This window comes from Streptomyces sp. NA04227 (genome assembly GCF_013364195.1).
Taxonomy (GTDB): domain Bacteria; phylum Actinomycetota; class Actinomycetes; order Streptomycetales; family Streptomycetaceae; genus Streptomyces.
This window is the reverse complement of sequence record NZ_CP054918.1, coordinates 744,681-758,291: the sequence shown is the minus strand read 5'-3', so window position 1 is coordinate 758,291 and position 13,611 is coordinate 744,681. Positions and strand designations below refer to the sequence as shown.

At 70.1% G+C, this 13,611-nt stretch carries 13 protein-coding genes; 12 read left to right on the top strand and 1 reads right to left on the bottom strand.

Features of this window, described 5'->3' with window-relative positions:
- The first annotated feature begins 38 nt into the window (after positions 1-38).
- A complete protein-coding gene (locus tag HUT18_RS02925; RefSeq protein ID WP_176097537.1) occupies positions 39-878 on the top strand; it encodes an NAD(P)H-binding protein in 840 nt (279 codons plus the stop codon).
- A 149-nt stretch (positions 879-1,027) separates the two neighbouring features.
- Here HUT18_RS02925 and bldD read toward each other — a convergent pair whose 3' ends face one another.
- Positions 1,028-1,531 carry a transcriptional regulator BldD gene (bldD, locus tag HUT18_RS02920; RefSeq protein WP_040255100.1) on the bottom strand — a complete coding sequence of 168 codons (504 nt, stop codon included), beginning with the start codon at positions 1,529-1,531 and terminating at the stop codon, positions 1,028-1,030.
- A 244-nt stretch (positions 1,532-1,775) separates the two neighbouring features.
- Between bldD and pyrR the strand changes: the two genes are divergently transcribed.
- The 11 genes from pyrR to rpoZ all read left to right on the top strand — a co-directional run bounded on the left by pyrR (position 1,776) and on the right by rpoZ (position 13,532).
- On the top strand, positions 1,776-2,426 hold the full coding sequence (pyrR, locus tag HUT18_RS02915; RefSeq protein ID WP_254878403.1) for a bifunctional pyr operon transcriptional regulator/uracil phosphoribosyltransferase PyrR: 651 nt from the start codon (positions 1,776-1,778) through the stop codon (positions 2,424-2,426).
- A 118-nt stretch (positions 2,427-2,544) separates the two neighbouring features.
- Positions 2,545-3,540 (top strand): aspartate carbamoyltransferase catalytic subunit, encoded by a 996-nt coding sequence (locus tag HUT18_RS02910; protein WP_176097535.1) that lies wholly within the window; start codon positions 2,545-2,547, stop codon positions 3,538-3,540.
- A 5-nt stretch (positions 3,541-3,545) separates the two neighbouring features.
- Positions 3,546-4,832, top strand: a complete 1,287-nt coding sequence (locus HUT18_RS02905) for a dihydroorotase (RefSeq protein WP_176097533.1) — start codon at positions 3,546-3,548, stop codon at positions 4,830-4,832.
- Positions 4,832-5,416 (top strand): hypothetical protein, encoded by a 585-nt coding sequence (locus tag HUT18_RS02900; protein WP_176104251.1) that lies wholly within the window; start codon positions 4,832-4,834, stop codon positions 5,414-5,416. Before HUT18_RS02905 ends, HUT18_RS02900 begins: the two co-directional genes overlap by 1 nt.
- Entirely contained in the window at positions 5,413-6,555 is a 1,143-nt protein-coding gene (gene carA, locus HUT18_RS02895) for a glutamine-hydrolyzing carbamoyl-phosphate synthase small subunit (RefSeq protein WP_176097531.1), read from the top strand. Before HUT18_RS02900 ends, carA begins: the two co-directional genes overlap by 4 nt.
- Positions 6,548-9,856, top strand: a complete 3,309-nt coding sequence (gene carB / locus HUT18_RS02890; protein ID WP_176097523.1) for a carbamoyl-phosphate synthase large subunit — start codon at positions 6,548-6,550, stop codon at positions 9,854-9,856. The genes carA and carB overlap by 8 nt, the downstream gene beginning before the upstream one ends.
- Before the next feature lie 53 nt (positions 9,857-9,909).
- The gene (locus tag HUT18_RS02885; RefSeq protein WP_176097517.1) at positions 9,910-11,013 is read left to right on the top strand and encodes a quinone-dependent dihydroorotate dehydrogenase; all 1,104 of its coding nucleotides are present in this window, start codon (positions 9,910-9,912) and stop codon (positions 11,011-11,013) included.
- Complete coding sequence (gene pyrF / locus HUT18_RS02880) at positions 11,010-11,852, top strand: orotidine-5'-phosphate decarboxylase (protein ID WP_176097515.1); 843 nt, start codon at positions 11,010-11,012, stop codon at positions 11,850-11,852. The genes HUT18_RS02885 and pyrF overlap by 4 nt, the downstream gene beginning before the upstream one ends.
- A 329-nt stretch (positions 11,853-12,181) precedes the next feature.
- Entirely contained in the window at positions 12,182-12,505 is a 324-nt protein-coding gene (locus HUT18_RS33235; RefSeq protein WP_005319887.1) for an integration host factor, read from the top strand.
- A 38-nt stretch (positions 12,506-12,543) separates the two neighbouring features.
- The gene (gene gmk, locus HUT18_RS33230; protein ID WP_217710458.1) at positions 12,544-13,137 is read left to right on the top strand and encodes a guanylate kinase; all 594 of its coding nucleotides are present in this window, start codon (positions 12,544-12,546) and stop codon (positions 13,135-13,137) included.
- A 122-nt stretch (positions 13,138-13,259) separates the two neighbouring features.
- Positions 13,260-13,532, top strand: coding sequence for a DNA-directed RNA polymerase subunit omega (gene rpoZ / locus HUT18_RS02870; protein WP_005319902.1), 273 nt, complete (start codon positions 13,260-13,262; stop codon positions 13,530-13,532).
- Positions 13,533-13,611 lie beyond the last annotated feature (79 nt).

The following is a 13,611-nucleotide window of genomic DNA, read 5'->3' as shown; positions in this document are numbered from 1 at the left end:
CCATGGATCGTCTCACGGCAAGGGTCTTGACTGGCTTCATGATCAAGCATCCGATTCTGGTAACCGGCAGCTCGGGCAAGTCCGGCCGCCGGGTGGTGTCCCGGCTGCGGGCGCAGGGGGTCCCGGTCCGCGCGGCCTCGCGCTCCGGTGAGCCGGCCTTCGACTGGCTCGACCGCACGACCTGGGACTCCGCGCTGGAGGGCGTGCGGGCGGTGTACCTCGTGCCGCTCGACGGGCACCTCCTCACCCGCCCCTTCATCGAGCGCGCCGAGCAGCTGGGTATCGAGCGCGTCGTACTGCTGTCGGGGCGCGGCGTGGACGTGCCGGGCTACTCCGGCGAAGCCAACATCGCCGGTGCCACACACATCGACGGTGAGAGCGCGGTGCGCGCGAGCGGTATCGCGTGGACGATCCTGCGACCTGCCTGGTTCGCACAGAACTTCAGCGAGGGCATCTTCCGGGACGCGATCCTCGCCGGTGAGCTGAGACTGCCGGCCGGGGACGGCGCAGCCTCCTTCGTCGATGCCGAGGACATCGCCGCGGTCGCGGTCGCCGCGCTCACCGAGGACGGCCACGCCGCGCAGACGTACGAACTCTCCGGGCCCCGGGCTCTGACCATCGCCGAGGCTGTCGCCGAAATCTCCGGGGCGACCGGCCGTAGCATCCGGTATGTACCGCTCTCCGCCGGTGAGTTCGTCGTCGAACTCACCGGGCAAGGATGGCCGGCTGCCGAGGCGGAGGACTACGCGGAGGCCGTGAGCCCGATCCGGCGCGGAATGGACAGCCTCATCTCCGACGGCGTATGGCGCGCACTCGGGCGTTCGCCGCGCGACTTCACCGACTACGTCAAGGCTGCCGCGAGAACCTGGCGCGACTGAGGAAACGGCCTCGTCGCCGGCCACAGAAATGAGCGACCCTGAGCGACATGGGGTGTCGGCTCCCACGTACAAAACCTAAAGGGCGAGCCCGGAATTTCCGGACTCGCCCTTCGAGGTGACGTTTCTGCCGATTGCCAGAAGGTGCGGACTCAGCTCTCGTCGTGCGTGGCGACCGCGCGACGCGCGTCCGCGTCCAGCACGCCCCAGCTGATGAGCTGCTCGGTCAGGACCGAGGGCGACTGGTCGTAGATCACGGCGAGGGTGCGCAGGTCGTCCTGGCGGATCGACAGCACCTTGCCGTTGTAGTCACCGCGCTGGGACTGGATGGTGGCGGCATAACGCTGGAGCGGGCCCGCCTTCTCCGGCGGGACGTGGGCAAGGCGCTCCAGGTCGAGCACGAGCTTCGGCGGCGGCTCGGCGGCGCCACCCGGCGTGCCGCCGGGCAGCAGCTCCTGGACCGGTACCCCGTAGAAGTCCGCCAGCTCGGCGAGGCGCTGCACGGTCACCGCGCGGTCGCCACGCTCGTAGGAGCCGACCACTACCGCCTTCCAGCGTCCCTGGGACTTCTCCTCGACTCCGTGGAGGGAAAGGCCTTGCTGGGTGCGGATGGCGCGGAGCTTGGCCCCGAGCTGTTTGGCGTATTCGCTGGACATATGGCTCCCCGGACGCTGTATAGACCTGCGGCTGGGCCGCGCGGCTGGTAACTCACTGTGAGGTTACGCAGCGTTACTTGTCTGCGTCAAGCCGAACGGGGTTCTCGCGCCCCTTCCGAGCGAACAGTGTGCCGGGGTGGACCGCCGGTGATGAGGGACTACGTCACTGCTGGTAGGATGGCTGGCGCAAATTCGACGTCCTTTAAGAACCGTCCCGTGAGGCGGAGAAGGAGGTCCGTTTACCGTGGACAACGGGATCAACGGCAACAACGGCAGCAATGCCGGACCCGGCGCCGCACGAGCAGTGCTCGAAGCGCCGGACATCGCGCGGGTGCTGACCCGCATCGCCCACGAGATCGTCGAGCGCGCCAAGGGCGCCGACGACGTGGTGCTCCTCGGTATTCCGACCCGCGGCGTCTTCCTCGCCCAGCGGCTCGGCGCGAAGCTGGCGGAGATCACCGGTTCGGAGATCCCGGTCGGCTCGCTCGACATCACCATGTACCGCGACGACCTGCGGATGCGGCCGCCGCGTGCGCTGGCCCGTACCGAGATCCCGGCGGAGGGACTCGACGGCCGACTGGTCGTCCTCGTCGACGACGTCCTGTTCTCCGGGCGCACCATCCGGGCCGCTCTCGACGCCCTGAACGACCTCGGCCGCCCGCGGGCCGTGCAGCTCGCCGTCCTGGTCGACCGGGGCCACCGGGAACTGCCCATCCGCGCCGACTACGTGGGCAAGAACCTGCCCACCTCGCTGCGCGAGACGGTCAAGGTGCTCCTCGACGAGGAGGACGGCCGCGACACCGTGCTGCTCGGTGCCGCCGCCGCGGGCCAGGGCGCCAGCGGCGCCGCACCGGCCGAGGACCCCGAAGGCGCGTCGGCTTCCGACGGGCGCTGAACCCCGCCCCGAAGGTGCCGAGCACCAGGGGCCAAGTACCGACGACCACCGGTACGCACGCACACCCGCGCGCGACGAATGCCGGAAAACTCCTGAATTCGCCTACGGAGCCTTCCAGATGATGCGTCACCTCATCTCGGCCGCCGACCTCACAAGGGACGACGCCGTCCGCATCCTCGACACCGCCGAGGAGATGGCCCGCGTCGCCGACCGGCCGATCAAGAAACTCCCCACCCTGCGGGGCCGCACCGTCGTGAACCTCTTCTTCGAGGACTCGACGCGCACCCGGATCTCCTTCGAGGCCGCCGAGAAGCGGCTGTCGGCGGACGTCATCAACTTCAGCGCCAAGGGCTCGTCCGTGTCCAAGGGGGAGTCCCTGAAGGACACCGCGCAGACCCTGGAGGCGATGGGTGTGGACGCCGTCGTCATACGGCACGGTGCCTCCGGCGCGCCCTTCCGTCTCGCCACCTCGGGCTGGATCGACGCCGCCGTGATCAACGCCGGTGACGGCACCCACCAGCACCCCACCCAGGCCCTGCTCGACGCCTTCACCATGCGCCGCCGCCTGGTCGGACGGGACGCCGGACTCGGCAAGGACCTGGCGGGCAAGCGCATCACCCTGGTCGGCGACGTCCTGCACAGCCGGGTCGCCCGCTCCAACGTCGACCTGCTGCACACCCTGGGCGCCGAGGTCACCTTGGTCGCCCCGCCCACCCTGCTGCCGGTCGGCGTGGACTCCTGGCCCTGCGAGGTCTCGTACGACATCGACCGGGTACTGCCGAAGTCCGACGCCGTGATGATGCTGCGGGTCCAGCGGGAGCGGATGAACGCCGCGTTCTTCCCGACCGAGCGCGAGTACTCGCGCCGCTACGGACTCGACGGCGAGCGGATGTCCAGGATGCCCGGGCACGCGATCGTCATGCACCCGGGGCCGATGGTCCGCGGCATGGAGATCACCGCGGACGTGGCCGACTCCGACCGCTGCACGGTCGTCGAGCAGGTCGCCAACGGTGTCTCGATCCGGATGGCCGTCCTCTACCTGCTGCTCGGCGGACAAGAGCCCGCGCCGGGCACCGCCCCCACCACCAACGCCGCCATCACCGAGGAGAAGTGAACGACATGAGCAAGACCCTGATCCGTGGGGCGAAGGTGCTGGGCAAGGACGTGCTGGACGTCCTGATCGACGGCGAGACCATCGAGGCGGTCGGCGCCGGTCTGTCCGCCGAGGGCGCCGAGGTCGTCGAGGCCGAGGGCAAGGTGCTTCTGCCGGGCCTGGTCGACCTGCACACGCATCTGCGCGAGCCGGGCCGCGAGGACTCCGAGACCGTGCTCACCGGCACCAAGGCGGCCGCGGTCGGCGGCTTCACCGCCGTACACGCGATGGCCAACACCTTCCCGGTGGCCGACACCGCGGGCGTCGTCGAGCAGGTCTGGCGCCTGGGCCGCGAGTCCGGCTACTGCGACGTACAGCCCGTCGGCGCCGTCACCGTCGGCCTGGAGGGCAAGAAGCTCGCCGAACTCGGCGCCATGCACGAGTCGGCCGCCGGGGTCGTGGTCTTCTCCGACGACGGCAAGTGCGTGGACGACGCGGTGATCATGCGCCGCGCCCTGGAGTACGTGAAGGCCTTCGACGGTGTGGTCGCCCAGCACGCCCAGGAGCCCCGGCTGACCGAGGGCGCCCAGATGAACGAGGGCGTCGTCTCGGCCGAACTCGGGCTCGGCGGCTGGCCCGCGGTCGCCGAGGAGTCGATCATCGCCCGCGATGTGCTGCTCGCCGCCCACGTCGGCTCCCGTGTGCACATCTGCCACCTCTCGACCGCGGGCTCGGTCGAGATCGTGCGCTGGGCCAAGTCGAAGGGCTGGGACGTCACCGCCGAGGTCACCCCGCACCACCTGCTGCTCACCGACGAACTGGTCCGCAGCTACGACCCGGTGTACAAGGTCAACCCGCCGCTGCGCACCGAGGCGGACGTCCTCGCCCTGCGCGAGGCCCTGGCCGACGGCACCATCGACTGTGTGGCCACCGATCACGCACCCCACCCGCACGAGGACAAGGACTGCGAGTGGGCCGCCGCAGCCATGGGCATGGTCGGCCTGGAGACGGCGCTCTCGGTCGTGCAGCACACCATGGTCGACACCGGTCTGCTCGACTGGGCCCAGGTCGCCGAGCGGATGTCCGTCCGGCCCGCCGCCATCGGCCGTCTCAAGGGCCACGGGCGCCCCGTCGCCTCCGGCGAGCCCGCGAACCTGACCCTTCTCGATCCGGCTTACCGTGGTGTCGTGGACCCCGCGGGCTTCGCCTCCCGCAGCCGCAACACCCCGTACGAGGGCCGCGAGCTGCCGGGGCGCGTCACTCACACCTGGCTGCGGGGCCGGGCCACAGTCGTAGACGGGATGCTCGCGTGATTACTGCCGACCTGTACGTCCTCGCCGCCGAGAAGGAGTCCGCGGAGGTGACCGACTGGGCAGCCCGTATCGGCTGGCTCGTGGGACTCGCCGTGTTCGTCGCCTTCGTCTACTGGCTGATGCGCCAGGGCTGGAAGTGGCGCGGCACTCTGCAGAGCGACCTGCCGGAGCTGCCCGCCACCCCCGAGGACACCGGCCCGGTGCTGCTCGCGGCCAGCGGCCGCTACCACGGCTCCACCACCGCGGGGCACTGGCTGGACCGGATCGTCGCGCACGGCCTCGGTACCCGCAGCCGGGCCGAACTGACCCTCACCGCCGAGGGCCTGGACGTCGTACGCCCCGGAGCCACCGACTTCTTCGTCCCGGCCGACCGGCTCCGCGAGGCCCGCCTCGACAAGGGCATCGCGGGCAAGGTCCTCACCGAGGGCGGCATGCTGATCGTCACCTGGCAGCACGGCGAGCAGGAACTCGACTCCGGGTTCCGCCTCGACCGCGCGGCGGGCCAGGCCGAGTGGGTCGACGCCGTCGCCGCACTCGTCGGCCCGCGCACCACAGAACCGAACACGGAAGGCGCAACCCCATGAGCACCCCCACCAGGCAGGCCGAAAAGGTCCCCGCCGTACTGGTCCTGGAGGACGGCCGGACGTTCCGCGGCCGCGCCTACGGGGCGGTGGGGGAGACCTTCGGCGAGGCGGTCTTCTCCACCGGCATGACCGGCTACCAGGAGACTCTCACCGACCCCTCGTACCACCGCCAGGTCGTCGTGATGACCGCCCCGCACATCGGCAACACCGGGGTCAACGACGAGGACCCCGAGTCGCAGCGGATCTGGGTCTCCGGCTATGTCGTACGCGACCCCGCGCGGGTCCCCTCCAACTGGCGCTCCCGGCGCACCCTCGACGAGGAGCTCGCCCGCCAGGGCGTCGTCGGCATCAGCGGCGTCGACACCCGGGCGCTGACCCGGCACCTGCGCGAGCGCGGTGCCATGCGGGTCGGCATCTTCTCCGGCAACGCGCTGCCCGACGAGGGCACCATGCTCGCCGAGGTCCGCCAGGCGCCCGAGATGAAGGGCGCCGACCTGTCCGCCGAGGTCGCCACCAAGGAGACCTACGTGGTCCCCGCGATCGGCACCAAGAAGTTCACCGTCGCCGCCGTGGACCTCGGTATCAAGGGCATGACCCCGCACCGGATGGCCGAGCGCGGCATCGAGGTCCACGTGCTGCCCGCCACCGCGAGCGTCGAGGACGTCTACGCGGTGAACCCGGACGGCGTCTTCTTCTCCAACGGCCCCGGCGACCCCGCCACCGCCGACCACCCGGTCTCGGTGATGCGCGGCGTCCTGGAGCGCGGCACCCCGCTGTTCGGCATCTGCTTCGGCAACCAGATCCTCGGCCGCGCCCTGGGCTTTGGCACCTTCAAGCTGAAGTACGGCCACCGCGGGATCAACCAGCCGGTGCAGGACCGCACCACCGGAAAGGTCGAAGTCACCGCGCACAACCACGGGTTCGCCGTCGACGCGCCGCTCGACCGGATCTCCGACACCCCCTACGGCCGTGCAGAGGTCTCGCACGTCTGCCTCAACGACGAGGTGGTGGAGGGGCTCCGGCTCCTCGACCGGCCGGCCTTCAGCGTCCAGTACCACCCCGAAGCAGCAGCGGGCCCGCACGACGCGGCCTACCTGTTCGACCGCTTCGTTTCCCTGATGGAGGCCGCGCGTGCCTAAGCGCACCGATATCCAGTCCGTCCTGGTCATCGGCTCCGGCCCGATCGTCATCGGCCAGGCCGCAGAATTCGACTACTCGGGCACCCAGGCCTGCCGCGTCCTCAAGTCCGAGGGCCTGCGCGTCATCCTGGTCAACTCCAACCCGGCCACGATCATGACCGACCCGGAGATCGCCGACGCCACCTATGTCGAGCCGATCACCCCGGAGTTCGTCGAGAAGATCATCGCCAAGGAGCGCCCCGACGCCCTGCTGCCCACCCTCGGCGGCCAGACCGCGCTGAACACCGCGATCTCCCTGCACGGGGCGGGCACTCTGGACAAGTACGGCGTCGAACTGATCGGCGCCAACGTCGAGGCCATCAACAAGGGCGAGGACCGCGACCTGTTCAAGGACGTCGTCGAGGCCGTCCGCGGCAAGATCGGCCACGGCGAGTCCGCCCGCTCGGTCATCTGCCACTCCATGGCCGACGTCCTCGGGGGTGTCGACGAACTCGGCGGCTACCCGGTCGTCGTGCGCCCCTCCTTCACCATGGGCGGCGCCGGTTCCGGCTTCGCGCACAACGAGGAGGAACTGCGCCGTATCGCCGGACAGGGCCTGACGCTCTCGCCGACCACCGAGGTGCTCCTGGAGGAGTCCATCCTCGGCTGGAAGGAGTACGAGCTGGAGCTGATGCGCGACAAGCACGACAACGTCGTGGTCGTCTGCTCCATCGAGAACTTCGACCCGATGGGCGTGCACACCGGCGACTCGATCACCGTCGCCCCGGCGATGACGCTCACCGACCGCGAGTACCAGATCCTGCGCGACATCGGCATCGCCGTGATCCGCGAGGTCGGCGTCGACACCGGCGGCTGCAACATCCAGTTCGCGGTCAACCCCGAGGACGGCCGGGTCATCGTCATCGAGATGAACCCGCGCGTCTCGCGCTCCTCCGCGCTCGCCTCCAAGGCCACCGGATTCCCGATCGCGAAGATCGCCGCCCGGCTCGCCGTCGGCTACACGCTCGACGAGATCCCCAACGACATCACCGAGCAGACCCCGGCCTCCTTCGAGCCAACGCTCGACTACGTCGTCGTCAAGGCCCCTCGCTTCGCGTTCGAGAAGTTCCCGCAAGCCGACTCCACGCTCACCACCACCATGAAGTCGGTGGGCGAGGCGATGGCCATCGGCCGCAACTTCACCGAGGCCCTGCAAAAGGCCCTGCGCTCCTTGGAGAAGAAGGGCTCGCAGTTCACCTTCACCGGCGAACCCGGTGACAAGGCGGCCCTGCTCGCCGAGGCGGTACGCCCCACCGACGGCCGGATCAACACCGTCATGCAGGCCATCCGCGCGGGCGCCACCCCCGAGGAGGTCTTCGAGTCGACGAAGATCGATCCCTGGTTCGTCGACCAGCTCTTCCTCATCAAGGAGATCGCCGACGAGCTCACGGCCGCCGAGAAGCTCGGCCCCGAGCTGCTCGCCGAGGCCAAGCGGCACGGCTTCTCCGACGCGCAGATCGCCGAGATCCGCGGGCTGCGCGAGGGCGTGGTACGCGAGGTCCGGCACGCGCTGGGCGTACGCCCGGTCTACAAGACGGTCGACACCTGCGCCGCCGAATTCGCCGCGAGGACCCCGTACTTCTACTCCTCCTACGACGAGGAGAGCGAGGTCGCCCCGCGCGAGAAGCCCGCGGTGATCATCCTGGGCTCCGGCCCCAACCGCATCGGCCAGGGCATCGAGTTCGACTACTCCTGCGTCCACGCCTCCTTCGCGCTGAGCGAGGCGGGCTACGAGACCGTGATGGTCAACTGCAACCCGGAGACCGTCTCCACCGACTACGACACCTCCGACCGGCTCTACTTCGAGCCGCTCACCCTGGAGGACGTCCTGGAGATCGTGCACGCCGAGACCCTCGCGGGCCCGGTCGCCGGTGTGGTCGTCCAGCTCGGCGGCCAGACCCCGCTCGGGCTCTCGCAGGCGCTCAAGGACAACGGCGTCCCGGTCGTCGGCACCTCGCCGGAGGCCATCCACGCCGCCGAGGACCGCGGCGCCTTCGGCCGGGTCCTGGCCGAGGCCGGTCTGCCCGCGCCCAAGCACGGCACCGCGACCACCTTCGCCGAGGCCAAGGCCATCGCCGACGAGATCGGCTACCCGGTCCTCGTACGCCCCTCGTACGTGCTCGGCGGCCGCGGCATGGAGATCGTCTACGACGAGACCCGGCTGTCGTCCTACATCGCCGAGTCCACCGAGATCAGCCCGAGCCGGCCGGTCCTGGTCGACCGCTTCCTCGACGACGCCATCGAGATCGACGTGGACGCGCTCTACGACGGCACCGAGCTGTACCTCGGCGGCGTCATGGAGCACATCGAGGAGGCCGGTATCCACTCCGGCGACTCGGCGTGCGCGCTGCCGCCCATCACGCTCGGCGGCTTCGACATCAAGCGTCTGCGCGCCTCCACCGAGGCGATCGCCAAGGGTGTCGGCGTGCGCGGCCTGATCAACATCCAGTTCGCGATGGCGGGCGACATCCTGTACGTCCTGGAGGCCAACCCGCGCGCCTCTCGCACCGTCCCCTTCACCTCGAAGGCCACCGCGGTGCCGCTGGCGAAGGCCGCCGCCCGTATCTCGCTGGGCGCCACCATCGCCGAACTGCGGGCCGAGGGCCTGCTCCCGGCCAACGGCGACGGCGGCACCCTGCCGCTGGACGCGCCGATCTCCGTCAAGGAGGCGGTCATGCCGTGGTCGCGCTTCCGCGACATCCAGGGCCGCGGCGTGGACACCGTGCTCGGCCCGGAGATGCGCTCCACCGGCGAGGTCATGGGCATCGACTCCGTCTTCGGCACCGCCTACGCCAAGTCGCAGGCCGCCGCCTACGGGCCGATCCCCACCAAGGGCCGCGCCTTCTTCTCGGTGGCCAACCGGGACAAGCGCTCGATGATCTTCCCGGCACGTGAACTCGTCGCCCACGGCTACGAGTTGCTCGCCACCTCCGGCACCGCCGAGGTCCTCAAGCGCAACGGCATCCACGCCAAGGTGGTGCGCAAGCACTCCGAGGGCGAGGGCCCCAACGGCGAGCGGACCATCGTCCAGCTCATCCACGACGGCGAGGTCGACCTCATCGTCAACACCCCGTACGGCACCGGCGGCCGCCTCGACGGCTACGACATCCGTACGGCCGCGGTGGCCCGCTCGGTGCCCTGCCTGACCACGGTCCAGGCCCTTGCCGCCACCGTGCAGGGGATCGACGCCCTCAACCAGGGCGACGTAGGAGTGCGCTCCCTCCAGGAACACGCGGAACACCTGACCGCGACCCGCGACTAGCCAAGAGGGGGACACCGAAACCGGTGTCCCCCTCTTCATGAGGACACCACCACATGTACGCACTCTTCTTCCGGCTGGTCTTCCGGCGGATGGATCCCGAGCGGGCCCACCACCTCGCCTTCGCCTGGATCCGCCTCGCCGCCCGCATCCCCGTACTGCGCACCTTCCTCGCCGCCCTGCTCGCGCCCCGCCACCGGGAACTGCGCACCGAGGCGCTGGGCCTGCGCATGCACGGCCCGTTCGGCCTCGCGGCCGGTTTCGACAAGAACGCCTCGGCCATCGACGGCATGACCATGCTCGGCTTCGACCACATCGAGATCGGCACCGTGACCGGCCAGGCCCAGCCCGGCAACCCCAAGCAGCGGCTGTTCCGGCTGGTCGCCGACCGCGCGCTGATCAACCGCATGGGCTTCAACAACGACGGCTCCGCTGCGGTGGCCGAACGGCTCGCCACCCGCAAGGCCGCGTTCAAGGCCACCGTCGGCGTCAACATCGGCAAGACCAAGACGGTGCCCGAACAGGAGGCCGTCGCCGACTACGTGACCTCCGCCGAGCGCCTCGCCGGCTACGCCGACTACCTGGTCGTCAACGTCAGCTCGCCCAACACTCCCGGCCTGCGCAACCTCCAGGCGGTCGAACACCTCAGGCCGCTGCTCACCGCCGTACGCGAGGCCGCCGACCGTACGGTCACCGACCGCCGGGTCCCCCTGCTCGTCAAGATCGCCCCCGACCTCGCGGACGAGGACATCGACGCGGTCGCCGACCTGGCCCTCGAACTCGGCCTGGACGGCATCATCGCCACCAACACCACCATCTCCCGCGAGGGTCTGAGCTCCGCCTCGGACCTCACCGCCGAGACCGGTGGCCTGTCCGGCGCCCCGCTCAAGGAGCGCTCCCTTCAGGTGCTGAGGCGGCTGTACGGCAGGGTCGGCGGGCGTATCACGCTCGTCGGCGTCGGCGGCGTCGAGACGGCCGAGGACGCCTGGCAGCGCATCCTCGCCGGAGCCACCCTCGTCCAGGGCTACAGCGCCTTCATCTACCAGGGCCCCCTCTGGGCCCGCTCGGTCCACAAGGGGCTGGCGGCCCGGCTGCGCGACAGCCCGTACGAAACCCTCGCCGACGCGGTCGGCGCCGAGACCAGGAAGGCAGCGGCATGAGCGCTCTCGAACCCTTCGGCACCCGACTGCGGCAGGCCATGGACACCCGTGGCCCGCTCTGTGTCGGCATCGACCCGCACGCCTCGCTCCTTCAGGCCTGGGGCCTCGGCGACGACATCGCGGGCCTGGAGCGCTTCACCCGTACCGTCGTGGAAGCGCTCGCCGAGCGGGTCGCCGTACTCAAGCCGCAGTCCGCCTTCTTCGAGCGGTTCGGCTCCCGGGGCGTCGCGGTACTGGAGCACGCGGTCGCCGAGGCCCGCGCGGCCGGCGCCCTGGTGCTGATGGACGCCAAGCGCGGCGACATCGGCTCCACCATGGCCGCGTACGCCGAGACCTACCTGCGCCCGGACGCCCCGCTGTTCTCGGACGCGGTGACCGTCTCCCCGTACCTGGGCTTCGGCTCGCTGCGGCCCGCGCTCGACCTGGCCGCCGCGAGCGGCACCGGCGTCTTCGTCCTCGGCCTCACCTCGAACCCGGAGGGGGCCGAGGTGCAGCGCGCCCGCGCCGCGAACGGCGGCAGCGTCGCCCAGCTCATGCTCGACCACATCAGCGCGGAGAACGCGGGCGCGAGCCCGCTCGGCTCGGTCGGTGCCGTCATCGGTGCCACCCTCGCCGACGCCGGAGTCGGCCTCGACATCAACGGGCCGCTCCTCGCTCCCGGCATCGGGGCACAGGGCGCCACCCCGGCGGATCTGCCGCGTGTCTTCGGTGCGGCCGTCGACCGTGTGGTCCCCAACGTCAGCCGCGCGGTCCTCGGCGCGGGTCCCGACCCGGCCGCCCTGCGCGGCGCGGCCGAGCGCTATGCGGACGAGATCCGGACGGCGCTCGCCGCACGCTGAGCGCGGGGCGCGGGCGCACACCCGGGACGGGGTGTGCGCCCGCGTTCGCGGAGGCGGGCGTGCGCGCCGTGACGGGGTGCCACTGACCTGGTGCGCGGGTCCGTGCATATGCACGAAGTCAAAAATCTCGGGTGTTATGCCGGTAATGTCGGGCTCGACAGAGGCTGACCAGGACTTTTCGTCTGTTCTCGCTGACTGGAGCGGTCTAGGCCGCTAGTCTCCGTCGAGAGCGGACGGGCAAGCGCGTTGCTCGTTGCTCACCAGGTGTGGGGCCATTAGGTTCCTCACCGGTCCGTATCCGACAGTTCGACATCCGAGGTGACGTAGGCGTGGCTCTTCCGCCCCTTACCCCTGAACAGCGCGCAGCCGCGCTCGAAAAGGCCGCCGCGGCTCGCCGGGAGCGGGCCGAGGTGAAGAATCGACTCAAGCACTCCGGCGCTTCGCTCCACGAGGTCATCAAGCAGGGTCAGGAGAACGACGTCATCGGCAAGATGAAGGTCTCCGCCCTCCTTGAATCGCTTCCCGGCGTCGGCAAGGTCCGCGCCAAGCAGATCATGGAGCGGCTCGGCATCTCCGAGAGCCGCCGTGTGCGCGGTCTCGGCTCCAACCAGATCGCGTCCCTGGAGCGGGAGTTCGGCGGCGGCGCTGCCTGACGTTCCCGGGCACCCCCGAGAACCTGGATAATCGCTGCATGGCTGCAACATCCCGGGGGACGACCCCCAAGTCCCCGGACGCTCGTCCGCGGCTGACCGTGCTCTCCGGCCCTTCCGGGGTCGGCAAGAGCACGGTCGTCGCCCATCTGCGCAAGGAACACCCCGCGGTCTGGCTCTCGGTGTCGGCGACGACCCGTAAGCCGCGACCCGGTGAGAAGCACGGCGTGCAGTACTTCTTTGTCACCGACGACGAGTTCGACAAGCTCGTCGCCAACGGCGAACTGCTCGAATGGGCCGAGTTCGCCGGCAACCGCTACGGCACCCCGCGTCGCGCGGTGCTGGAGCGCCTCGAAGCGGGCGAGCCCGTACTCCTGGAGATCGACCTCCAGGGGGCGCGTCTGGTGCGCGAGTCCATGCCCGAGGCGCGTCTGGTGTTCCTGGCGCCGCCCTCGTGGGAGGAACTGGTGCGTCGGCTGACCGGCCGGGGCACCGAGGCACCCGAGGTCATCGAGCGCCGTCTGGAGGCAGCGAAGACCGAGCTGGCCGCCGAGTCGGAGTTCGACGTCACGCTCGTCAACACCGCCGTCGAGGACGTGTCCCGCGAGCTGCTAGCCTTGATGGACGTACTGTGACCGGGAGCTTGACTCCCGCGTCGACCAGCCGCACACAGCAGGACCGCATCACCACCCCGCGGCTCCGACAGTGCGTAGGTTTCTTTCTGCAAGTTTCTGTCTCATCGTTCGGAAGGTAGAGCGTGTCCTCTTCCATCACCGCGCCCGAGGGCATCATCAACCCGCCGATCGACGAGCTCCTCGAGGCCACCGACTCGAAGTACAGCCTGGTGATCTACGCGGCCAAGCGCGCGCGTCAGATCAACGCGTACTACTCCCAGCTCGGTGAGGGCCTCCTCGAGTACGTCGGTCCGCTCGTCGACACGCACGTCCACGAGAAGCCGCTCTCGATCGCCCTGCGCGAGATCAACGCCGGTCTGCTCACCTCCGAGGCCATCGAGGGCCCGGCTCAGTAAGCAGCCCTGCGAGCAGGATCGGGACCGCCTGCGGGCTGTTCGGTTCCCCCGCTCGAAGAAAGTCGAGCGGCTCGGGAAT